Below are 21,767 nucleotides of genomic sequence, written 5' to 3'. Positions count from 1 at the left end.
ATCCGTCACCGGCCGGATGGGCGAGCGCCCGCGGCCTCGGTGATCCGGCCGATGTGGCCGTCCGGCCGGACCAGCACGAGGGCCCCGGCGGCCACGTCGTAGGCCCGCCAAGCGTCCACATGGGACCGATCGACCCGGTGGACGTGCACGTCGGGGCCGGTTTCCGGCGGCTCCGCGCCGAATGCCAGCAGCGTCCAGTGCGGGCCCCGGAACAGGTCGAAGAGGCGCACGCCGTCGCCCACGGGCGAATCCGGCGCCCGGTCGCCGGCCTGCACGCGGCCGCGCTCCGCCCGCTCGTCGTGCGCCAGCGGCCCGGTGCGGTAGGAGATGTCCAGCTGCCGGGTCTCGGCCCCGCGGCGGTACGCGTCCTCGTCGCCATCGGTGTGCTTGCGCAGGAGCGCCGTGCTGATCCCGAGTACCGAGGCGGCGACCGGGAGGCGTTCCGCTTCGTAGCTGTCGAGCAGGTCGTGATCCCCTTCGGCCAGCTTCCAGCCGAGGTTGTAGGCGTCCTGCACGCCGGTGTTCAGACCCTGGCCGCCGGTCGGCGGGTGCACATGCGCTGCGTCGCCGGCGAGGAAGACGCGGCCGCGCCGGAACTGCCGCGCCAGCCGCATGTTCGCCCGCCACGCGGTGGACCACGTCAGGTCGTGCAGCCGGAGGTCCGTGCGACCGGAGAACTCGTCGAGCAGGCGTTGCAGGGCGGGCAGCGCGGCGTCCTGGTCGTCGGGCAGCGGGGCGGCGCACTGGAAGGAGTCCGTGCCGGGCAGCGGTGTGAAGGCGATGCCGTGGGCGAGGTCCGCCGCGGTGCCGAACCAGTGCCCGCGGTCGGGGTCGAGCCCGGCGACCCGCACGTCGGCCAGCAGCATGCGAACGGATTCGTCGGTCTCGCCGACGAAGTCGATGCCGACGCTCTTGCGGACCGCGCTGCGCCCGCCGTCCGCGCCGACCAGGAACTCGGCTCGCGCCGGGCCGGTGCTCAGCTCCGCCGTCACGCCCCGGGAATCCTGGCTGCAGCCGAGGAACTCGGTGCCCGCCTCGACTCGCACGCCGAGTCGCGCCAGCCGGTTCCGCAGGATTTCCTCGGTGCGCCACTGCGGAAGCACCCACGGGTTGGGGTGCGGGATGTCCGGCGTCGGCTCGACGTGCTCGGCCATCCGCCGCTCGCCGACGAACTCGCCGTCGAGGTGGGCGCGGATCGGGGCCGGTGGCGCGCCGTCGGCGAGCACCTCGTCGAGCACGCCGAGATCGTCGAAGACCTCCAGCGTGCGGGGTTGGAGGCCGTCGCCTCGCGAGCCCCTGGGCGGTTCCGGCGCCGCGTCCACGATCCGGCATCCGACGCCGCGCCTGGCGAGCTCGATGCCCAGCGTCAGGCCGGTCGGTCCCGCGCCGGCGATCAGCACCCGGGTGTCCATGCGCCACTCCTTGGTGAATTGAGATTCAGTGAATTCAAATTCAGAATGCGGCTTGCTAGCGTTCCTGTCAAGCAGTGGGAGGAGTGCGATGCCGGGCAGCCGCAAGGCGAAGGCCGCCGAGACCGAGGCCGCGCTGAAGGCGGCGGCGACGCGGGTGTTCGAGCGCGCCGGATACCTCAACACCAAGATCACCGACATCACGGCCGAGGCGGGCCGCGCCGCCGGGTCGTTCTACAACCACTTCCGCGGCAAGGAAGAGCTGCTGGAGTCGCTGCTGGCGGACATGCTCGCGGCCGGCGACCAGGCCGTCGAAGCCGACCCTGCGCACGATCCGGACCTCGGCGGCCGCGACGCGATCCGCTGGCACGTCGAGCAGTACTGGCGGTTCTTCCGCGGCCACCGGGCGGTGATGATCGCGCTGCACCAGGCGTCGCTGGTCGACCAGCGGTTCGCGGACCGCCTGTCAGCGCTGCTCGAACCGGATCTCCGGCACCTGGCGGATCACCTGCGCGGCACGGCCCAGCGGCCGGAGGCGACGGCGCTCGCGCTGTCCTCGCTCTGGCACCAGTTCGCCTACGCGGTCCTGGTCGAACGCAGCCCGCTGGCCGAAGGGCTGGCGGACGAACAGGCCATCGACCTGCTCACCGACCTGACGCACCGGGGCCTCAACGGCAAGTAGGCCGGCCGGGTCTTGAGTTGCCGGGGTCAGTCCTTGCCCGCGGAGCCGGCGGACGGCGACTCGATGCGCAGGGCGCGGTCGTCGCTGGAGATCGGCTGGCCGCCGTCCTTGTTCGCCGTGCCCAGCCAGATCAGGCCGTCCGGGCCGAGCGCGGCGGCGGAGAAGCGCCCGTAGGTCTTCTCCATGACCTTCGTCGGCTGGCCGGTGAAGCTGCCGTCCGGCGCCGGGTGCAGCGTGTACAGCGCCGCGGCGTCGGTCAGCGCCACCACGACCTGCGCCGGGTCGGCGGCGCACCCCGCCACGCCGGGCCGCTCCGCCCAGGTCCACGCGGGCGACCCCAGCGGCTCGCCGAGTTGCACCCGGTACAGGGCGTCCTGGCCGCCGCTGCGGTCGGTCACCCAGTACATGCCCAGCGCGGGCGTGCCGCACAGCCCGCCCGGCGAGGTCAGCCCGGCGGCGACCACCGGCGACGTGGGGTTCGGGTTGCCCGCCGCGGGCTTGCCGGAACTGTCGATGCGCAGGACCTTGCCCGCCAGCGACTGCGGATTCGCGGCGTTGGCCGGGCTGCCCGCGTTGCCGGTGGCGATCAGCAGCGAGCCTTGACCGTCGTCGAGCATCGCCCCCGCGTTGCCCGTCGAACCCTTCGGGATGCCGGTCAGCACCGGCTTGGGCCGGTCCCCGGCCGCGACCCGGACGACCTGGTTGTCGCTGCTGGTCGTGACGTAGGCGTAGAACAGCTCGTCCTCGTGGTACGTGGGGGAGAGAGCGAGGCCGGTGAGCCCGCCACCGCCGCTCGGATCGACCGGAATCCGGGCCAGTTCAACGGGTTTCGTGCCGCGCTGCACGCGCAGCACCCGCCCGGTGGCGCGCTCGCCGACGAGCGCGGCCTGGCCGCCGGGCAGCACCGCGATCGCGCCGACCGGATCCAGGCAGGTGGCCACCACGGCCGGATCGGGGTCCTCGCACCCGACCGGCGCGTTCGGCTTCTGCGGCGAGTTGCCGGATTCCGGCGGCGGCGAGGACTCGTTCTCGAAGGAGGGCTGGGGGCCGGCCTGCGGCTCCAGCGAGGGCGGGTCGCCCCACGGCCGGGGGTGCTCGTCGGGGAACTGCGCGCAGCCGGCCAGCAGCGTGCCGAGCACGGCGGTCATGCCCAGCAGAAGACGACGCATGCGAAACGAGGCGGCCACGACGCCCGACCCTATCGGCCGACGGGTGAACCCAGGGTGAGACGGTGCGCAACACCCTTCCCGGCTCCGGCCCGCGGTGCCGGTCCGCAATTTCAATGGAAATCGGACCTTCGATTTCAATGGAAATTGCGGTGAACGGGTCTCTTGTTCCGGGATGTGGAAGTTCAGGGTTCAGTGGTCGGGGTGTTCGGCGCGGCGGCGCGGGCCCGGTTCCGGGAGGCGCAGGCTGATCCGCCGGACCGGTGGCGGTGGCGGGTCGATGCCGAGCCGGGCGCACTCGACCGCTTCCACCCGGCGCAGCAGCAGGGCCAGCTCCTCGCGCACCACGTCGGGGGCTTCGAACGGGATGAAGTGCGACGTCGCCAGCTGCCGCACCCTCGCCTGCGGCAGCGCCCCGACCGCCCTGGCGGTGCCGGCGAAGTCCGCCAGCACGTCGTGCCGTCCAGTGAGGACGGTCAGCGGGCAGCTCAGCCCCGTCACCTGGTTCCGGGCCGATGCGTTCCACACGAGGCCCATCGCCAGGTGCCACTGCCAGTCCTGGGGCAGCAGCTGCCGGAGCACCGCCGCGGCGACCTCCCGGTTCGCCTCGGGGCGCAGCAGACCGCTGCACCGCACGAGCTGCGTCGCGAGTTCCGTGACCGGCAGCCGGGACGTGATCGACGTCAGCAGGCCGCCGAAGACCTGCAGCGAGGCGGAGCCGCCCGCGGCGAGCAGCCGCCGGGCGAGCTCCGGCACGCCGAGCGCCCCGAGCAGCGCGTCCGCGGCCGCCGTCGGCGGCCCGGCGAGGAGCATCAGGCCGCGGACCCGGTCCGGGAACCGCCGGGCGAGTTCGACCGCCACCACCGTGCCCGCCGACCAGCCGACGACGGTGCAGTCCTTCACCTCCGCGTCGTCGAGCACGGCCAAAGCGTCGTCCACTTGATCACCGAGCGTGCCGGAATGGTTGTTCTCCGGTGTCCAGCCCAGCATTCGGGCCGACGAATCCACCGGAAGAATTTCGGGCGCGGCACCGAGCTCCGGGCACATCAGAACCGCCTGCGGCGCTGCGGTCTCCGGCGCCCAATGCGCGGACGCCCATTCCCGGGGCCGCGCGCCACCTGCGAAAACGTCGAACTCCCGGAACAGCTGATCGGCCATCGAACCATTTTCCCCCAGCCGGGTGTGCGCAGTATCGAACAAATCACGTGTCGGGAAGCTTTTGCCGGAAAGGCTCGCACGTTGGGGTGACCATGCCCTAGCCTCGTCCGGCGTGAGGATTCACGACGATCGCCCCGGCGGTGCGGGCGGCTACCCCGACGATCGCAACTACGGCGCGCACGCCCAGCAACCCGGAGCGGGTTCGCAGGGTGCACCGAGTGCCGCGCAAGGCGCATCCGGTGCGCGGAGCACGCAGAGCCTCAGCGCGCAGAAGTACAACTACTACGACGACGATGACGGCTACAGCGACGCCGAAGCCACGTCCATGGTCGACCAGCGCGGCGGCGCGGCAGCGGGCGACTACTACGACGACCTCGGCGGCGACCCGCGCAAGCCCTTCGGCTGGAACGCGGGCACCGACCTCGGCCTGCTGATCCTGCGACTGGCGCTGGGCGGGATCTTCCTCGCCCACGGCGCGCAGAAGCTCTTCGGCGTCCTCGGCGGTCCCGGCCCGGACGGCTTCGCCATGGCGCTGGGCAAGATGGGCTTCGAGAACAGCGCCATGCTGGCCCTCGTCACCGGCGGCACCGAGCTCGGCGCGGGCGCGCTGCTGGTGCTGGGCCTGTTCACGCCGCTGGCCGCCGCCGGCATCGTCGGCGTGATGGGCAACGCGATCTTCCTCAAGCTCGGCGCCGGGTTCTTCGCCGCCTCCGGTGGTTTCGAGTTCGAGGCGACGCTCGGCGTGCTGGGCCTCGGCCTGATGTTCACCGGCCCCGGCCGGGTGGCCCTGGACTACGGGCGCGTGTGGTTCCGCCGCCCGCTGATCTTCGGGTTCATCGCCCTGATCATCGCGGTCGCCGCGTCCGCAGCGGTCCTGATCTTGTTCCACCACCCCTGACCGCGGGACGACCCGGAAGCGGGGGCGCGCACGCCGAGTGCGCGCCCCCGCTTCGTCTTTCGCGAGGCGCTACCGGACCCGGGTCATCCCGGTCACCCGCCTGCCGCCCTGTTCGAGGTCGATCTCCTGCTTCAGGAAGTGACCGCCCGGCAACCACGAGTAGGTGACGCGGCCGGTGGCCTCGCCGCTCACTTCCCAGGTGCCGACGAGCCGGTCGAGCGAACGGATCCCGTTGTCGGTGTCCCCAGCATCCGGTAGCAGTGCACCCGGAGTTCCCGGCGGTAGCGCCCGGCCAACTCGCCGAACGCCCGCTCGTCGCCCGACCGCGCCGCGCTCACCAGCTCGGCAACCTCACCCGAAACCACCGCAACCTCCCCAACCGCGACCGGACGGATCAACAGTACAAAGCGGCGGCCGCCCGCTTCGGGCAAAACGAAAGGGGCACCCGGTGACGGATGCCCCTCGCGTTCGGCAGGTCGATCACTTGTTGACGTCGCGGACCGCTCCGTAGGAGGCGGAGGTGGCGAAGCGGGCGTAGGCGCGCAGCGCCGCCGTGACCTTGCGGTCGCGGCCCACCGGCTGCCACGGGTGCTCGCCGGCGTCCATCTTGGCGCGGCGCTCGGCCAGGACCTCCTCGGGGACGAGCAGTTCCAGCTTGCGCTCGCGGACGTCGATCAGGATCTGGTCGCCGTTCTCCACCAGGCCGATCACGCCGCCGTTGGCCGCCTCCGGGGAGATGTGGCCGATCGACAGGCCCGACGAACCGCCGGAGAACCGGCCGTCGGTGATCAGCGCGCACTTCTTGCCCAGGCCCGAGCCCTTCAGGAAGGCCGTCGGGTGCAGCATCTCCTGCATGCCCGGGCCGCCCGCCGGACCCTCGTAGCGGACCACCAGCACCTCGCCCGGCTGGATCTCCTTGTTCAGGATCACCGACACGGCCTGCTCCTGGCTCTCCACCACGCGCGCCGGACCCTGGAAGTGCCAGAGATCCTCATCGACGCCGGCGGTCTTGATCACCGCGCCTTCCTCGGCGAGGTTTCCCTTGAGCACCGCCAGGCCGCCGTCGGCGGTGTAGGCGTGCGCGGCATCGCGGATGCAGCCGTTCTCGGCGTCGGTGTCCAAAGAGGACCAGCGGTTCTCCGTGGAGAACGCCTTCGTGGTGCGGACCCCGCCCGGCGCCGCGTGGAACAGCTCGATGGCCTCCGCGGACGGCGACTCGCCGCGGATGTCCCATTTGGACAGCCACTCGGTCAGGCTCGCGCTGTGCACCGACGAAACGTCGCGGTGCAGCAGGCCCGCCCGGTCGAGCTCGCCCATGATCGCGCTGATGCCACCGGCCCGGTGCACGTCCTCCATGTGGTAGTCGGAGTTCGGGCTCACCTTCGACAGGCACGGCACCCGGCGGCTGGTCTCCGCGATGTCGTCCAGCGAGAAGTCGATCTCGCCCTCGAGCGCCGCCGCCAGCGTGTGCAGCACCGTGTTCGTGGAACCGCCCATGGCCATGTCCAGCGCCATCGCGTTCTCGAACGCCTTCTTGTTCGCGACCGAGCGCGGCAGCACCGACTCGTCGTCCTCGCCGTAGTAGCGCTTCGCGATGCGCACCACCGTGCGGCCGGCCTCCTCGAACAGGGCGCGGCGCGCGGCGTGGGTCGCCAGCGTGGACCCGTTGCCGGGCAGCGCCAGGCCGAGGGCCTCGGTGAGGCAGTTCATCGAGTTCGCGGTGAACATGCCCGAGCACGAACCGCACGTCGGGCAGGCCGACCGCTCGACCTCCGAGAGCCCCTCCTCGTCCACCGCCGGGCTCGCGGACGCCGAGATCGCCGTGATCAGGTCGGTCGGTGCCTGCGCCACGCCGTCCACCACGACCGCCTTGCCGGCCTCCATCGGCCCGCCGGAGACGAACACCGCCGGGATGTTCAGCCGCATCGCGGCGTTGAGCATGCCGGGCGTGATCTTGTCGCAGTTGGAGATGCACACCAGCGCGTCGGCCTGGTGCGCATTGACCATGTACTCCACCGAGTCGGCGATCAGCTCGCGCGAGGGCAGCGAGTAGAGCATCCCGCTGTGACCCATCGCGATGCCGTCGTCCACCGCGATGGTGTGGAACTCGCGCGGCACGCCCCCGGCCTCGCGGATGGTGGCGGCGACCACGTCGCCGAGGTCGCGCAGGTGCACGTGGCCGGGCACGAACTGGGTGTAGGAGTTGGCGATCGCCACGATGGGCTTGCCGAAGTCGTCGTCGGTCATGCCGGTGGCACGCCACAGCGAGCGGGCGCCGGCGGCATTCCGTCCGTGCGTCGTAGTGCGGGAACGCAACTGAGGCATTGTGAAGGTTTCCAAACTCGGTTTGCGTGGCGGTGCAGGTAGCGGAACCTCAGAAGCCTTCTCGACTCCGGGATCCCCGACTTGCGTATGACCAATACGCGGCGTCGGGGCTGTCCTCGCGAGAAGACGTCTGAGAACCCGCGGCGGTGCAAGTTGCTCAGGTGGGCTAAGCGGCTTCGCCGCTTGCGGCCGCTTTCGGCCTTGCGAGTCGGGCGTCGCGGCGGCGGTCTACCACCGGAAGTGGCTTCGCCACTTGCCTGACGGCGAGGCGTTGCGGGCCCGCCCCCGGACCGCGCCTTGTGGGCGCGGGAAATTGCGGTGCGGCCGACATTACTCCTGCGTGGTCGGGTCGGGCAGCCGCCCACCGCTGATCGCCGCCACTCGCGGCAGGTCGCGCACCCGCACCGCCGGGAGCTGGACCTCCTTGCCGGAGCGCAGCACGGCCTTGAGCCAGCGCTTCTCGTCCAGCCGCAGCGACACCACGTCGTCCCAGCCGAACTTGGTGCGGCCGAACATGGTGCGCGCCACCACCTGCTGGGCGTCGAACGTGGTGCGGGTGCGCAGGATCCACACCGCCAGACCGAGCGGGATCAGGTAGATCAGCAGCGCCCAGGTGCCGGCGGTGGTGGCCAGCGGGGTGGCGCAGACGATGACCGCCAGCACGCCCAGCAGCGCCACCGGCGTGATCCGGAACGTCAGGGACTTCGGGCCCTCGGGCTCCGCCGGGGCGGCCTGCTCCGCGTCGACGGCCTCGGCGGTCCGCTCCGCGTCGGAGCGCTCAGCGGCCTGCTCCGCGTCGGAGGACTGGGTGTCGGACGGCTCCGGGGCGGGCTGCTTGGCGTCGGGCTGCTCGGGCTCCTGCGGGGTCTCGCTCACGTCCCGATGGTCTCACCTGCGGTTCCCGGGGCCGTGAGCGGCCGAAGGCCGCCGGCGATCCGCCGTCCGCGTGACGGTCGCGACGCGCACGGCCCACGCGTCGCACGTCACATCTCACGGCGCGGACCACCCCGGACGGCATCGCTGAGCTGGGATTATCGTCGCGACCGGGGCAGTGCGGGGCCATCCCGGGCGTCCACCATGCGGGAAGATCGTCCCGCATGGTTTGACGTCGCGGGTCGCTTTGATTAACGTCCTTGCCATGCTGCGACTGCACGACATTCTCGTACTTCCCCGGCGCGTCGACGCCTAGGAAGTTCGCAGCGTCGACGCGCCAACCCTCGTCAGGCCTATTGGGGTCTGCGGGGGTTTTTTCGTGTCCGGTCCAACTCCCGACCCCGAGGCAGACCCGATGACCAGCGCCAATACTCGGCAGAATCCGGTCCCGGCGCCCCCGCCAGGACGCCGTCCCAAGCCCGCGCCGCCCAGCGGTGCTCCAGTGAAGATGACCGGTGCGCAGGCACTGGTGCGCTCGCTGGAGGCCGTCGGCTGCGAGATCGTCTTCGGGATTCCGGGCGGCACGATCCTCCCCTCCTACGACCCGCTCCTCGACTCGAAGAAGGTCCGGCACGTCCTGGTGCGCCACGAGCAGGGCGCCGGGCACGCGGCCACCGGCTACGCGCAGGCCACCGGCAAGGTCGGCGTGTGCATGGCGACGTCCGGCCCGGGGGCGACGAACCTGGTCACCGCGCTCGCCGACGCCAACATGGACTCGGTCCCGATCGTCGCGATCACCGGTCAGCAGAGCACCGGCCTGATCGGCACCGACGCCTTCCAGGAAGCCGACATCTGCGGCATCACGCTGCCGATCACCAAGCACAACTTCCTGGTCACCGACCCCGAGGACCTGCCGCGGGTCATCGCCGAGGCGTTCTACATCGCCGCCAGCGGCCGCCCCGGCCCGGTGCTGGTGGACATCCCCAAGGACGTCCAGCAGGCGACCATGTCGTTCTCCTGGCCGCCGGAGATGAAGCTGCCCGGCTACCGGCCGACCAGCAAGCCGCACGGCAAGCAGGTTCGGGAGGCCGCCAAGCTGATCACCGAGGCGCACCGCCCGGTGCTCTACGTCGGCGGCGGGGTCATCAAGGCCGAGGCGCACGCCGAGCTGCGGCAGCTGGCCGAGCGCACCGGCATCCCGGTGGTCACCACGCTGATGGCGCGCGGGGCGTTCCCCGACTCGCACCCGCAGCACATGGGCATGCCCGGCATGCACGGCACGGTCGCCGCGGTCGCCGCGATGCAGCGCGCCGACCTGCTGATCGCGCTGGGCACCCGCTTCGACGACCGGGTCACCGGCCAGCTGTCGTCGTTCGCGCCGGAGGCCAAGGTCGTGCACGCCGACATCGACCCGGCGGAGATCTCCAAGAACCGCTACGCGGACGTGCCGATCGTCGGCGACTGCAAGGAGGTCATCGCCGAGCTGATCGACGCGGTCGCCGCGGCCACCGAGCAGCACGGCACCGCGGACCTGATGGCCTGGCGGGAGGACCTCGACGACCTGCGCAAGCGGTTCCCGCTGGGCTACCAGTGGCCGACCGACGGCAGCCTGTCGCCGGAGTACGTCATCGAGCGCCTGGGCAAGCTGGTCGGGCCGGAGGCGATCTACGCCGCCGGCGTCGGCCAGCACCAGATGTGGGCCGCGCAGTTCGTCGGCTACGAGAACCCGCGCACCTGGCTGAACTCCGGTGGCCTCGGGACCATGGGCTACGCGGTGCCCGCCGCGATGGGCGCCAAGGCCGGCGCGCCGGACAAGGCCGTGTGGGCCATCGACGGCGACGGCTGCTTCCAGATGACCAACCAGGAGCTCGCCACCTGCGCCATCGAGGACATCCCCATCAAGGTGGCCGTCATCAACAACGGCAACCTCGGTATGGTCCGGCAGTGGCAGAACCTGTTTTACGCCGAGCGCTACTCACACAGTGACCTCGGCACCCACAAGCACCGCATCCCGGACTTCAAACTGCTGGCCGAGGCCTACGGCTGCGCGGGCCTGCGGTGCGAGTCCAAAGAGGACGTCGACAGCGTCATCCAGCGGGCGATGGAGATCAACGACCGACCCGTCGTGATCGACTTCGTGGTGGGCAAGGACGCCCAGGTGTGGCCGATGGTGGCCGCGGGCACCGGAAACGACGAGATCATGGCGGCGCGCGGCATCCGCCCCTTGTTCGACGAGGAGGAAGCATGAGCGGCCCCGTGGCAACCCCGGTCCTGCTCAACCGCACCTCAGGGGACCGTGACGCGAACCAGCCACAAGGAACCTCGAAACGAGCGATCGAGCTGGACGCAACCACAACTGCGAATCTCGGAGAGGCGGGACTGCGCCCATGACCCGACACACGCTGAGCGTGCTGGTGGAGAACGTCCCCGGGGTGCTAGCCCGGGTGTCCGGCCTGTTCTCCCGGCGCAGCTTCAACATCGAGTCGCTCGCGGTCGGCCCGACCGAGCACCCGGAGATCTCCCGGATGACGATCGTGGTCGCCGTCTCCGACCAGCCGCTGGAGCAGGTCACCAAGCAGCTCAACAAGCTGGTCAACGTGATCAAGATCGTGGAGCTGGAGACCGATGCCGCGGTGCAGCGGGAGCTGCTGCTGGTCAAGGTCCGCGCCGACGCGTCGGTGCGCAGCCAGGTGCTGGAGACGGTGCAGCTGTTCCGCGCGAAAGTGGTGGACGTCTCGCCGGAGGCGCTGACCATCGAGGCCACCGGTACCGCCGATAAGCTCGACGCGCTGCTGCGAATGCTGGAACCTTACGGCGTCCGCGAGATGGTGCAGTCGGGAACGATCGCGATCGGGCGTGGCCCGCGTTCCATCACGGCCACCGCAGTGCGCTGATCCGGCGCTCCCGCCACAGGGCCGAAAACCGAAGAACCTGTCGCCGAATTCGTCCGCGGAGCCGTCCTGGCGGGTACCCCGGGCGAGAAGACCACCGCATTCGGCGGCGGGTACGAAGAAGTCCCGAAAGGAAACGCTGAATCACCATGGCAGTTGAAATCTTCTACGACGCGGACGCCGACCTGGGCATCGTCCAGGGGCGCAAGGTCGCGGTCATCGGCTACGGCAGCCAGGGCCACGCCCACGCGCTGAGCCTGCGGGACTCGGGTGTCGACGTGCGGGTCGGCCTCCCGGAGGGCTCCAAGTCGCGCGCCAAGGCGGAGGAGGAGGGCCTGCGGGTGCTCACCCCGGCCGAGGCCGCCGCGGAAGCCGACCTGATCATGATCCTCGCGCCCGACACCAAGCAGCGCGAGATCTACGCCAACGACATCGCGCCGAACCTGAAGCAGGGCGACGCGCTGTTCTTCGGCCACGGCTTCAACATCCGCTACGGCCTGATCCAGCCGCCGGCGGACGTCGACGTCGCCATGGTCGCCCCGAAGGGCCCGGGCCACCTGGTGCGCCGCCAGTTCGTCGACGGCAAGGGCGTGCCCTGCCTGATCGCGGTCGAGCAGGACGCCTCCGGCAACGCCCAGGCGCTGGCGCTGTCCTACGCCGCCGCCATCGGTGGCGCGCGGGCCGGCGTCATCAAGACCACCTTCAAGGAGGAGACCGAGACCGACCTGTTCGGTGAGCAGGCGGTCCTCTGCGGTGGCGCGAGCGCCCTGGTGCAGACCGGCTTCGAGGTGCTGGTCGAGGCCGGCTACCAGCCGGAGATCGCCTACTTCGAGGTCCTGCACGAGCTCAAGCTGATCGTGGACCTGATGTGGGAGGGCGGCATCGCCGGCCAGCGGTACTCGATCAGCGACACCGCCGAGTACGGCGACCTCAGCCGCGGCCCGCGGGTGATCGACGCCCACGTCAAGGAGTCGATGCGCAAGATCCTGAGCGAGGTCCAGGACGGCACCTTCGCCAAGGAGTGGGTGGCCGAGGACGAGGCCGGGCGCCCGAACTTCACCAAGCTGCAGGCCGAGGGCAACGCCCACCAGATCGAAGAGGTCGGCAAGAAGCTGCGTTCGCTGATGTCCTGGACCAACAAGTAAGGACCCGCGATCCTCGGCGGCGCGCCGACCGCGCGTCCGGCCGATGCGAAAAGGCCCGGTGAGCCCCACGAGGGATCACCGGGCCTCGGCCTTCCCGGTAGGTTCCCGGGGCGGCTTTCCCAGTTGCCAAAGGGGGAAACCGATCGCTGCGAGTGAGGGATAAGGTACGCATCGTGAGTGCAGACAACGAGATCGTCGACAACAAGGCGCACATCCGCCACCAGCTCGACTTCACCGACGCGGAGTGGATCACCAGCACGGACGACCCGGACGAGCCGGGCGTCGAGATCGCCTTCGTGGACGGCTACATCGGCATGCGCAACGGCGCCGAACCGGAGGGTCCGGTCCTGGTCTTCACTCCCGAGGAGTGGGACGCGTTCGTCGCCGGAGCCAAGGACGGCGAGTTCGACGAGCCGTGATCTTTCGAGTGAACGGCTCGTCCTGCGTGGCGGTGCGGGTAGCGGCCCCCCTGCGGGAGTTACAGAAGCCTTCTCGGCTGTGGGATCCCCGACTTGTGTATGACCGATACGCGGCGTCGGGGCTGTCCTCGCGAGAAGACTTCTGAGAACCCGCGCCGGTTCCGGGGGTGGGCTAAGCGGCTGCGCCGCTTGCGGTACGTCCCGCGTGTGTGGAGTTCGGCGTCGCGGCGGCGGATGCGTTTCGGCGGAAGGCGAATCTCGCTCGTGCAGGCGTCAGAAGAAACGGCGGTCACGTTGGATGCCAGGAGGCCGGCGCGCGTACCGGCGGTAGCCGTGCCTCGGGGCGACCGGTGGCCCGGCAGCCGCATGGGTGACAACGCGTCCCCGCGGCGTTGCGCGTTGTGTTCGCGGCCTGGTTGATCTGCGACAATGCCGAAGAATCGGGTTTAACGGGCGGGCGATTCCGGACCGGTGATCCGGGCTACACCCTTGTGAACGCTTTCTCAAACTCCCGTTAAACTTCGACCCCGTCCGGGCACATCGCCGTGCCGACCGTGATCTTCAAAATGGAGTTCGCCCGTGACCAACGCAAGCCGTCCTGTCGTCCTGATCGCCGAGAAGCTGGCACCGTCCGTGATCGACGCCCTCGGGGACGAGGTCGAGATCCGCAACGTGGACGGCACCGACCGGCCGGCGTTGCTCGACGCCGTCGCCGACGCCGATGCGCTGCTGGTCCGCTCCGCCACCAAGGTCGACGCCGAGGTGCTGTCGGCGGCGAAGAAGCTCAAGGTCGTCGCCCGCGCCGGGGTCGGCCTGGACAACGTCGAGGTGCCCGCCGCCACCGAGCGCGGCGTGATGGTGGTCAACGCCCCCACTTCCAACATCGTCTCGGCCGCCGAGCACGCGATGGCGCTGCTGCTCGCGGTGGCGCGCAACGTCGCGCAGGCCGACGCCAGCCTCAAGAACGGCGAGTGGAAGCGCAGCTCCTACACCGGCGTCGAGCTCAACGGCAAGACCGTCGGCGTGGTCGGCCTGGGCAAGATCGGCCAGCTGTTCGCGCAGCGCGTCGCCGCCTTCGGCACCAAGCTGATCGCCTACGACCCCTACGTGTCGGCCGGTCGCGCCGCGCAGCTGGGCATCGAGCTGGTCACGCTCGACGAGCTGCTGGCCCGCGCCGACGCGATCTCCATCCACCTGCCGAAGACCGCCGAGACGCTCGGCCTCATCGGTGCCGAGGAGCTGAAGAAGGCCAAGCCGGGCCTGCTGGTCGTCAACGCCGCCCGCGGCGGCCTGATCGACGAGGACGCGCTGGTCGACGCGCTGCGCAACGGCCAGATCGGCGGCGCGGGCATCGACGTCTTCAAGACCGAGCCGACCACCGAGAGCCCGCTGTTCGAGCTGTCCAACGTGGTCGTCACCCCGCACCTGGGCGCGTCCACCGTGGAGGCGCAGGACCGCGCGGGCACCGACGTGGCCCGCTCGGTGCGGCTGGCGCTGCGCGGCGACTTCGTGCCGGACGCCGTCAACGTGCAGGGCGGCGTGGTCGGCGAGGAGGTCCGCCCGTACCTGTCGCTGACCCAGAAGCTGGGCCAGGTGCTGGCCGCACTGGTCGGCAGCACGCCGAGCTCGGTGACCATCGAGGCCCGCGGCGAGCTGGCCGACGAGGACGTCTCGGTGCTGCAGCTGGCGGCGCTGCGCGGCGTTTTCGCCGGTGCCGTGGAGAACCAGGTGACCTTCGTCAACGCGCCGCAGCTGGCCGAGGACCTGGGCGTGCAGGTGGAGGTCAAGACCTCCTCGGAGAGCCCGAACCACCGCAGCGTGGTGTCGGTGCGCGCGGGCCTGCCGGACGGCCGCACCGCCGTGGTCTCGGGCGCGCTGTCCGGGTCGAACCAGGTGGAGAAGCTGGTCGAGGTCAACGGCCGGCACTTCGACCTGCGGGCCGAGGGCAACGTGCTGCTGCTGGAGTACCCGGACCGGCCGGGCGTGATGGGCCGGGTCGGCACCCTGCTCGGCGAGGTCGGCGTGAACATCGAGGCGGCGATGGTCAGCCAGACCACGGAGCGCTCGGACGCGATCATGCTGCTGCGCGTGGACCGTCCGGTCGAGCCGGGCGTGCTGGAGCCGATCGGCGCTGCGGTCGGTGCGCGCATCGTGCGCACCGTCAGCTTCGAGTAACTCGGACGAGTGACACGGGGGCCGTTCCACGATGTGGGATGGCCCCCGTGTCGTACCAGGGACCGATGGTCATCTCACTCCAATGGGTGTCCCACACTCCGGGACATATCATCCACTTGGTGGGCCCGGCATGCCGCTGCCCGCAGTCGTGCCGGTAGCCTTCGGCTCAACAGTTCGAGCCCCGCGGGTCGGGGTGGTTCTCGGGAGGTGTGTAGATGCGGCTCGCTGTGATCCCCGGCGACGGGATCGGGCCGGAGGTTATTGCCGAGGCACTCAAGGTCCTCGGCGAGGTGGTGCCGGATACCGAGATCACTCGTTACGACCTGGGAGCGGCGCGCTGGCACGCGACCGGGGAGCTGCTGCCCGAGTCCGTGCTGGGTGAACTCCGCCAGCACGACGCGATCCTGCTCGGCGCCGTCGGCGACCCGACGGTGCCCAGCGGCATCCTGGAGCGCGGCCTGCTGCTGCGGCTGCGCTTCGAGCTCGACCACCACGTGAACCTGCGGCCGGCCCGGCTCTACCCGGGCGTGAAGAGCCCGGTGGCCGACCCCGGCGAGATCGACATGGTCGTGGTCCGCGAGGGCACCGAGGGTCCGTACGTGGGCAACGGTGGTCTGCTCCGCAAGGACACCACGCACGAGATCGCGACCGAGGTCAGCATCAACACCGCGTTCGGCGTGGAGCGGGTGGTGCGCGACGCGTTCGCCCGCGCCGCCTCCCGGCCGCGCAAGCACCTGACGCTGGTGCACAAGACCAACGTGCTCACCCACGCCGGATCCTTGTGGTCGCGCGTGGTGGAAGAGGTCTCGCTGCAGTACCCGGACGTCACCGTGGCCTACCAGCACGTGGACGCCACCACGATCCACCTGGTCACCGACCCGTCCCGGTTCGACGTGATCGTCACCGACAACCTCTTCGGCGACATCATCACCGACCTGGCCGGCGCCATCACCGGTGGCATCGGCCTGGCGGCCAGCGGCAACATCGACGCCACCCGCCGCAACCCGAGCATGTTCGAGCCGGTGCACGGCAGCGCGCCGGACATCGCCGGGCAGGGCGTGGCGGACCCGACCGCGGCGGTGCTGTCGGTCGCGATGCTGCTCGACCACGTCGGCCTGACCGAGGCCGCCAAGCGGGTCGAGGCGTCGGTGGCGTTCGACCTGGCCACCCGCGACCACTCGTCGCCGGGTGCGACCTTCGCGATCGGCGACCGCCTCGCGGCGCTGGTCTCCTCCCGCGAGGTCGCCCCGCAGTCCTGATCTCGTTCATCGCGTCGAGGGCGTCCCCGGTGGGGCGCCCTCTTCGTCGCTCTCACGTGCAACCTGCGGGTTGCGCATGGGACGATGGAGTGCAACCCTGGGGTTGCACAACCGTGGATTGGAGTGGACATGGTTTCCGACCTGATCGAACGCGAGATCGTCATCGAGGCGCCTGCGGAGCAGGTGTGGGCGGCGCTGCTGGAACCCGAGTTCTGGCTCGGCGAGGCGGATCCGGCCGGCGTCGAGGTCGGCGAGGGCAGCCGGCTGGTCTCGGAGCACGCCGACTACGGCACCTTCCCGCAGCTGATCGAGAAGCTGGAACCCCACCGCTACCTCGCCTACCGCTGGGCGAGCGCCTTCCCCGGCGAGGACCCCGCGGCGGGCAACTCGACGCTGGTCGAGTTCACCCTGACCGAAGAGGACGGAACGACCCGGCTGCGCGTGGTCGAGAGCGGGTTCGCCGCGCTCGCCGCATCGGAGGAAGCGCGGCGCGGCGCGGTCGACGACAACACCGGCGGCTGGGAGCAGGTGCTGGACGAGGTCAAGCAGAAGGTGGAGAAGCAGCAGGCGTGACGGAGCACGGTGAGGTCGACGAGGTGCTGGCGGCGCTGGCCGACCCGACCAGGCGGCAGCTCGTGGACCTGCTCGGCGAGCGCGGTGAGGCCAGCGCGACGGCGCTGGCCGCCGCGCTGCCGGTGTCGCGGCAGGCGGTCGTCAAGCACCTGGCGGTGCTGGAGAACGCGGGCCTGGTGACCTCGAACCGGGTGGGGCGGGAGGTCCGCTTCGCGATCCGCTCGGAGCCGCTGGCGGCGACGGCGCGCTGGCTGGCGTCCCGCGCCGCGCGGTGGGACCGGCGGCTGGCGGCGATCAAGCGCCGCGCCGAATCCGGGCAGTAGGCCGGTTGCCGCCCGGATGGTGGGAAGGCGCGGCCATCTGGTGGTCCGGTGCCGGGTTGTGGCAGCATGGGTGCGTGGCTTTCCGCAGTGTGATCATTATTGGCGAGCGCGCCGGGTAGACGATTCCGCACCCCGGCGCGCTGACCTCTCGCATCTGCGGGGGGTCTTTTTTGTTGCCTGCGCCGCCGCTCCACCTCATCTCCGACGCCGACGGGAGAAATCCAGTGACCCGCACCAACCCGGCCGGAACGCCGCTGGGCGACGACTTCCACGTCTACGACACGACCCTTCGGGACGGCGCGCAGCGCGAGGGCATTTCCTACTCCGTCACCGACAAGCTCGCCGTCGCGCGGCTGCTGGATTCGCTGGGCGTCGGCTTCATCGAAGGCGGCTGGCCCGGCGCGCTGCCCAAGGACACGGAGTTCTTCCACCGCGCCGCCGAAGGGGAACTCGACCTCCAGCACGCCGCCCTCGTCGCCTTCGGCGCCACCCGGCGGGCCGGGACCAAAGTGGACGAAGATCCGCAGGTGCGGGCGCTGCTGGAGTCGCGCGCCCCGGTGGTGACCCTGGTGGCCAAATCGGACCGACGGCACATCGAGCGGGCGCTGCGCACCGATGTGGCCGAGAACTGCGCGATGGTCGCCGACACGGTGCGCTACCTGGTGGGGGAGGGGCGCCGGGTGTTCCTCGACGCCGAGCACTTCTTCGACGGCTATGCCTTCGATCCCGACACCTCGCTGCGCGTGCTGGACGCCGCCGCCGGCGCGGGCGCCGACGTCGTCGTGCTGTGCGACACCAACGGCGGGCAGCTGCCTCTGCAACTGGCCGAGACGGTCCGCGAAGTCGTGTCGCGCACGGGATTCCGCGTCGGCATCCACTGCCAGGACGACACCGGCTGCGCGGTGGCCAACAGCGTCGCCGCCGTGCAGGCCGGCGCGACCCACGTGCAGTGCACCGCCAACGGCTACGGGGAGCGGGCGGGCAACGCGGATCTGTTCGCCGTGATCGGCAATCTCGCCGCGAAACTGGAGATGCCGGTGTTGCCGGCGGGAAAGCTGCGCGAGCTGACCAGGGTTTCGCACGCGCTGGCCGAGATCGCCAACCTCGCGCCGGACACGCACCAGGCCTACGTCGGCCAGTCGACCTTCGCGCACAAGGCGGGGCTGCACGCGAGCGCGATCAAAGTGGACCCCGAGCTGTACAACCACATCGATCCGGCGCTGGTGGGCAACGGGATGCGGGTGCTGGTCACCGAGATGGCGGGGCGCGCCAGCCTGGAGCTCAAGGGCGCCGAGCTCGGCCTCGACCTCGCGGAATCGCCGGCCGCCGTCACCGGCGCGGTGCGCCGGGTGAAGGAGCTGGAAGCGCGCGGCTGGTCCTTCGAAGCGGCCGACGCGTCGCTGGAACTGCTGCTGCGCGGCGAAATGGCCGCCGTGGCCGACGGCGATCCGGTCGAGGCGCCGTTCGAGCTGGAGTCCTACCGCGTCGTGCTCGACCACCGATCGGACGGCGAGACGGTTTCCGAAGCGACGGTCAAGGTGCACGTCGCGGGGGAGCGCGTGATCGCCACCGCAGAAGGGAACGGGCCCGTCAACGCCCTCGACGCGGCGCTGCGCAAGGCGCTGGTCCCGCACCTGCCCTGGCTGGAATCCGTTGAGCTGGCCGACTACAAGGTGCGCATCCTCATCGACGCGCCAGGCACCGACGCGGTCACCCGCGTGCTCGTGGAATCCCGCGACGGCGAGGAGGAGTGGACCACGGTGGGCGTGCACGGCAACATCGTCGAGGCGAGCTGGCTCGCGCTCTGCGACGCGCTGGTGTACAAGGCCCTGCGGCGCAACGCGGCCGCTGCCCGGTAGCGATCCGGTCGTGAGTGGTTGTGGTCGCTGTGACGACCATTGCCACTCACGACACATCGCACCCGGTCGTGAGTGACGGTGGTCGCCACGAACACTCGCGCGGCTCTTGCCGCGACAACCGCGCACGGGCATTCGCTTTCGCGGCGTTACGCTGGTGACGGTCCACTTTCGATTCCGGAGGTTCGTCTTGCGCTTGGCACGTGTCGCCCACTCCGACGGGGTGTCCTTCGTCGCACTGGAGCCGGATCCGGCCGCACCGCAGGAGAAGGTCCTGGCGGTCGAGATCGACCAGCACCCGTTCGGCGACCCGACGTTCACCGGTCGCAAGTGGCCGATGGCCGATGTCCGGCTGCTGGCCCCGATCCTGCCCACCAAGGTCATCTGCGTGGGCAAGAACTACGCCGAGCACGCCCGCGAGATGGGCTCGGAACCGCCGGAGAACCCGGTGATCTTCATGAAGCCGTCGACCACGGTGATCGGCCCCAACGCCGCCATCAAGCTGCCGCCGAACTCCGAGCGGGTGGACTTCGAGGGCGAACTCGCCGCCGTCGTCGGGCAGCCGTGCAAGGACGTGCCGGAGGCACGGGGCACCGAGGTGCTGCTGGGCTACACGATCGCCAACGACGTGACCGCGCGCGACCAGCAGCAGGCCGACGGGCAGTGGACGCGGGCCAAGGGCTACGACACGTTCTGCCCGCTGGGCCCGTGGATCGACACCTCGGTGAGCCCGTCGGACCTGGCGATCCGCACCGAACTGGACGGCGAGCTCAAGCAGAACTCGCGGACGTCGCTGCAGATCCACGACATCGCGGCGCTCGTGTCGTGGATCTCGCGGGTGATGACGCTGCTGCCGGGAGACGTGATCCTCACCGGAACCCCGGCGGGCGTGGGCCCGATGCAGGCGGGCCAGAAGGTCTCGGTCTCCATCGACGGCCTGGGCACCCTGACCAACCCGGTCCAGCAGGGCTGATTCCGGGTTCCCGGCCCCGTTCACGTGCCGACGCGACCCCGCCAGGTCTCGAGGGTCCGCAATTTCCATTGCAATCGAAGGTTCGATTGCAATGAGCGTTTTTCATCCTGGTCGGCCGCGAAGCCGCGGGCCGCAAAGCCGCACGTAGATGGGGTGTCGCATGCGCCGCAGGCGCATAGCCCACCTACGACACGTGCACCGCCGCGGGTTCTCAGAGGTTTCCTGGCGAGGACGGCCCTGACGCCGTGTATTGGGCATACATCAGTCAGGGCACCCACAGTCCAGGGAGCCTCTGAGGTTCCGCCACCCGCACCGCCACCCAAAACGAGGCTGGAAAAACCTCAATGGAAATTGCGGACGTCCGCGGTCCGGTCGTCAGCGGAGGGCCGCCTTGGGCGGGCGCTCGCGGACCGCGCCGTAGGCGAGGACGTACGCGGGGATCCTGCGCAGCCACGGCACGTTCGAGACCGCTCGCAGGGGCAGCGGCAGGCGCGCGGTGTCGCCGAAGTCGATTTCCCCGCGCAGCGCCGGGGAGATCACGTTCTCGTGGATCACCCGCTGCAGCCGCTGGACCAGCACCGTCGTCGGCCAGCGCCGCCGCTGCACCGCCGCGACGTGCTTGCGCTCCAGACGACCGTCGCGCAGCGGCCCGGCCAGGTGGCGGGCCGCCGCGACGGCGTCCTGCACCGCCAGGTTGATGCCGATGCCGCCGACCGGTGACATCGCGTGCGCCGCGTCGCCGATGCACAGCAGGCCCGGCACGTGCCACTTGCGCAACCGGTCCAGGGTCACGTGCAGCACCTTGACGTCGTCCCAGCTGCGCACCAGGTCCCGCCCGGCCAGCCACGGGAAGAAGCGGGCCAGGCGTTCGTTGAGCTCCTCGATGGGCCGGCTGCGGCCCTCCGCGTCGGTGCCCTTGCCGATGATCGACGCGACCTGGAAGTAGTCGCCGCGGTCGAACATGGCGGTGAAGGTGCGTTCCCGGATCAGGCCGATGCCGCCCGCGGGATCACCGGCCTGCCGCGGGACCTGGAACCACCGGACGTCCATCGGCGTCGGGAAGTCCCGCAGCCCGAGTTCGGGCATCTCGCGCACGAACGACTTCCGGCCGTCGCAGGCCACCGTGATGGTGGCGCGCAGCTCGCCGGTCTCGCCGTCGGCGGTGCGGTAGCGCACCCCGTTGACGCGGCCGCGTTCCCGGATCAGCTCCGTCGCCTCGGTGTTCATCCGCAGGGTGAACGTCGGCTCCTGCTTGCCCGCGTCGGCCAGCATGTCCAGGAAGTCCCACTGCGGGACCATCGCGATGTAGTTGTACTTCACCTTCAACGACTTGAAGTCGCCGATGGTGAACAGCTCGCCCGCCGGGCCGATCGGCAGTCGCACCTGGCTCAGGCGGCGCTGCGGGAGTTCGGCGAACCGCTCGGCCAGCCCCAGGTCGTCGAGGAGCTGCAGCGTGGTGGGGTGCACCGTGTCGCCCCGGAAGTCCCGCAGGAAGTCGCCGTGCTTCTCCAGCACGGTCACCTCGACGCCGGCCCTGGCGAGCAGCAGCCCCAGCACCATGCCCGCCGGCCCGCCGCCGATCACGCAGCAGGTGGTCCGCTCCATTGCGATCCCCTCCAGTTTTTCAACGGGTGTTGAATAA

Annotated in this window: 20 protein-coding genes; 12 read left to right on the top strand and 8 right to left on the bottom strand. The window is 70.6% G+C overall.

The genetic code is table 11. From position 1 onward, the window contains the following. Window positions 1–5: 5 nt before the first annotated feature. Window positions 6–1,412, bottom strand: coding sequence for an FAD-dependent monooxygenase (locus AC07EQ_RS24935; protein WP_478390301.1), 1,407 nt, complete (start codon window positions 1,410–1,412; stop codon window positions 6–8). 88 nt (window positions 1,413–1,500) lie between these two features. Between AC07EQ_RS24935 and AC07EQ_RS24930 the strand changes: the two genes are divergently transcribed. Then, complete coding sequence (locus tag AC07EQ_RS24930; RefSeq protein ID WP_478390300.1) at window positions 1,501–2,091, top strand: TetR/AcrR family transcriptional regulator; 591 nt, start codon at window positions 1,501–1,503, stop codon at window positions 2,089–2,091. A gap of 26 nt (window positions 2,092–2,117) precedes the next feature. On the opposite strand, the gene AC07EQ_RS24925 is transcribed toward AC07EQ_RS24930, so the two are convergent. Then, window positions 2,118–3,260 (bottom strand): PQQ-dependent sugar dehydrogenase, encoded by a 1,143-nt coding sequence (locus AC07EQ_RS24925; protein WP_478390299.1) that lies wholly within the window; start codon window positions 3,258–3,260, stop codon window positions 2,118–2,120. Window positions 3,261–3,449: 189 nt separating this feature from the next. After that, window positions 3,450–4,415 carry an alpha/beta fold hydrolase gene (locus AC07EQ_RS24920; RefSeq protein ID WP_478390298.1) on the bottom strand — a complete coding sequence of 322 codons (966 nt, stop codon included), beginning with the start codon at window positions 4,413–4,415 and terminating at the stop codon, window positions 3,450–3,452. A 112-nt stretch (window positions 4,416–4,527) separates the two neighbouring features. On the opposite strand from AC07EQ_RS24920, the gene AC07EQ_RS24915 reads away from it, so the two are divergent. Next, entirely contained in the window at window positions 4,528–5,313 is a 786-nt protein-coding gene (locus AC07EQ_RS24915; RefSeq protein WP_478390297.1) for a DoxX family protein, read from the top strand. 69 nt (window positions 5,314–5,382) lie between these two features. Here AC07EQ_RS24915 and AC07EQ_RS24910 read toward each other — a convergent pair whose 3' ends face one another. The 4 genes from AC07EQ_RS24910 to AC07EQ_RS24895 all read right to left on the bottom strand — a co-directional run bounded on the left by AC07EQ_RS24910 (window position 5,383) and on the right by AC07EQ_RS24895 (window position 8,514). Beyond that, window positions 5,383–5,505 (bottom strand): hypothetical protein, encoded by a 123-nt coding sequence (locus AC07EQ_RS24910; protein WP_478390296.1) that lies wholly within the window; start codon window positions 5,503–5,505, stop codon window positions 5,383–5,385. Further along, window positions 5,502–5,678: a hypothetical protein gene (locus tag AC07EQ_RS24905; protein ID WP_478390295.1), complete on the bottom strand. Its 177-nt coding sequence runs from the start codon at window positions 5,676–5,678 to the stop codon at window positions 5,502–5,504. Before AC07EQ_RS24905 ends, AC07EQ_RS24910 begins: the two co-directional genes overlap by 4 nt. A 115-nt stretch (window positions 5,679–5,793) precedes the next feature. Further along, complete coding sequence (ilvD, locus tag AC07EQ_RS24900; RefSeq protein WP_478390294.1) at window positions 5,794–7,638, bottom strand: dihydroxy-acid dehydratase; 1,845 nt, start codon at window positions 7,636–7,638, stop codon at window positions 5,794–5,796. A gap of 330 nt (window positions 7,639–7,968) precedes the next feature. Then, the gene (locus AC07EQ_RS24895; protein ID WP_478390293.1) at window positions 7,969–8,514 is read right to left on the bottom strand and encodes a PH domain-containing protein; all 546 of its coding nucleotides are present in this window, start codon (window positions 8,512–8,514) and stop codon (window positions 7,969–7,971) included. A 412-nt stretch (window positions 8,515–8,926) separates the two neighbouring features. Between AC07EQ_RS24895 and AC07EQ_RS24890 the strand changes: the two genes are divergently transcribed. The 10 genes from AC07EQ_RS24890 to AC07EQ_RS24845 all read left to right on the top strand — a co-directional run bounded on the left by AC07EQ_RS24890 (window position 8,927) and on the right by AC07EQ_RS24845 (window position 20,125). Continuing rightward, the gene (locus AC07EQ_RS24890) at window positions 8,927–10,759 is read left to right on the top strand and encodes an acetolactate synthase large subunit (RefSeq protein WP_478390292.1); all 1,833 of its coding nucleotides are present in this window, start codon (window positions 8,927–8,929) and stop codon (window positions 10,757–10,759) included. A gap of 139 nt (window positions 10,760–10,898) precedes the next feature. Continuing rightward, complete coding sequence (ilvN, locus tag AC07EQ_RS24885; protein ID WP_093262582.1) at window positions 10,899–11,405, top strand: acetolactate synthase small subunit; 507 nt, start codon at window positions 10,899–10,901, stop codon at window positions 11,403–11,405. Window positions 11,406–11,551: 146 nt separating this feature from the next. Further along, window positions 11,552–12,547, top strand: a complete 996-nt coding sequence (gene ilvC / locus AC07EQ_RS24880) for a ketol-acid reductoisomerase (RefSeq protein WP_132484696.1) — start codon at window positions 11,552–11,554, stop codon at window positions 12,545–12,547. A 173-nt stretch (window positions 12,548–12,720) separates the two neighbouring features. Continuing rightward, a complete protein-coding gene (locus AC07EQ_RS24875) occupies window positions 12,721–12,966 on the top strand; it encodes a DUF397 domain-containing protein (RefSeq protein WP_478390291.1) in 246 nt (81 codons plus the stop codon). Window positions 12,967–13,545: 579 nt separating this feature from the next. Then, a complete protein-coding gene (gene serA / locus AC07EQ_RS24870) occupies window positions 13,546–15,141 on the top strand; it encodes a phosphoglycerate dehydrogenase (protein WP_358575678.1) in 1,596 nt (531 codons plus the stop codon). Between the two features lie 215 nt (window positions 15,142–15,356). Beyond that, entirely contained in the window at window positions 15,357–16,400 is a 1,044-nt protein-coding gene (locus tag AC07EQ_RS24865; RefSeq protein ID WP_478390290.1) for a 3-isopropylmalate dehydrogenase, read from the top strand. Window positions 16,401–16,529: 129 nt separating this feature from the next. Continuing rightward, a complete protein-coding gene (locus tag AC07EQ_RS24860) occupies window positions 16,530–16,973 on the top strand; it encodes an SRPBCC domain-containing protein (protein ID WP_478390289.1) in 444 nt (147 codons plus the stop codon). Beyond that, on the top strand, window positions 16,970–17,296 hold the full coding sequence (locus tag AC07EQ_RS24855) for an ArsR/SmtB family transcription factor (protein ID WP_132484704.1): 327 nt from the start codon (window positions 16,970–16,972) through the stop codon (window positions 17,294–17,296). Before AC07EQ_RS24860 ends, AC07EQ_RS24855 begins: the two co-directional genes overlap by 4 nt. A gap of 224 nt (window positions 17,297–17,520) precedes the next feature. After that, window positions 17,521–19,155, top strand: coding sequence for a citramalate synthase (gene cimA / locus AC07EQ_RS24850; RefSeq protein WP_478390288.1), 1,635 nt, complete (start codon window positions 17,521–17,523; stop codon window positions 19,153–19,155). A gap of 187 nt (window positions 19,156–19,342) precedes the next feature. Further along, window positions 19,343–20,125, top strand: a complete 783-nt coding sequence (locus tag AC07EQ_RS24845) for a fumarylacetoacetate hydrolase family protein (protein ID WP_132484708.1) — start codon at window positions 19,343–19,345, stop codon at window positions 20,123–20,125. Window positions 20,126–20,500: 375 nt separating this feature from the next. On the opposite strand, the gene AC07EQ_RS24840 is transcribed toward AC07EQ_RS24845, so the two are convergent. Continuing rightward, entirely contained in the window at window positions 20,501–21,730 is a 1,230-nt protein-coding gene (locus AC07EQ_RS24840) for an FAD-dependent oxidoreductase (RefSeq protein ID WP_478390287.1), read from the bottom strand. Window positions 21,731–21,767 lie beyond the last annotated feature (37 nt).

Source organism: Saccharopolyspora sp. NPDC045839, assembly GCF_056431645.1.
The sequence above is the reverse complement of the archived record's forward strand: the minus strand, read 5'-3'. Positions and strand labels throughout refer to the sequence as shown.

Bases quoted from the DNA above. Each gene is read 5' to 3' on its own strand.
- ilvC (WP_132484696.1), top strand. From the start codon at position 11,552: ATGGCAGTTGAAATCTTCTACGACGCGGACGCCGACCTGGGCATCGTC.
- AC07EQ_RS24930 (WP_478390300.1), top strand. From the start codon at position 1,501: ATGCCGGGCAGCCGCAAGGCGAAGGCCGCCGAGACCGAGGCCGCGCTG.
- AC07EQ_RS24840 (WP_478390287.1), bottom strand. From the start codon at position 21,730: ATGGAGCGGACCACCTGCTGCGTGATCGGCGGCGGGCCGGCGGGCATG.
- AC07EQ_RS24925 (WP_478390299.1), bottom strand. From the start codon at position 3,260: ATGCGTCGTCTTCTGCTGGGCATGACCGCCGTGCTCGGCACGCTGCTG.
- AC07EQ_RS24865 (WP_478390290.1), top strand. From the start codon at position 15,357: ATGCGGCTCGCTGTGATCCCCGGCGACGGGATCGGGCCGGAGGTTATT.
- ilvD (WP_478390294.1), bottom strand. From the start codon at position 7,638: ATGCCTCAGTTGCGTTCCCGCACTACGACGCACGGACGGAATGCCGCC.
- AC07EQ_RS24860 (WP_478390289.1), top strand. From the start codon at position 16,530: ATGGTTTCCGACCTGATCGAACGCGAGATCGTCATCGAGGCGCCTGCG.
- AC07EQ_RS24935 (WP_478390301.1), bottom strand. From the start codon at position 1,412: ATGGACACCCGGGTGCTGATCGCCGGCGCGGGACCGACCGGCCTGACG.
- AC07EQ_RS24920 (WP_478390298.1), bottom strand. From the start codon at position 4,415: ATGGCCGATCAGCTGTTCCGGGAGTTCGACGTTTTCGCAGGTGGCGCG.
- ilvN (WP_093262582.1), top strand. From the start codon at position 10,899: ATGACCCGACACACGCTGAGCGTGCTGGTGGAGAACGTCCCCGGGGTG.
- AC07EQ_RS24890 (WP_478390292.1), top strand. From the start codon at position 8,927: ATGACCAGCGCCAATACTCGGCAGAATCCGGTCCCGGCGCCCCCGCCA.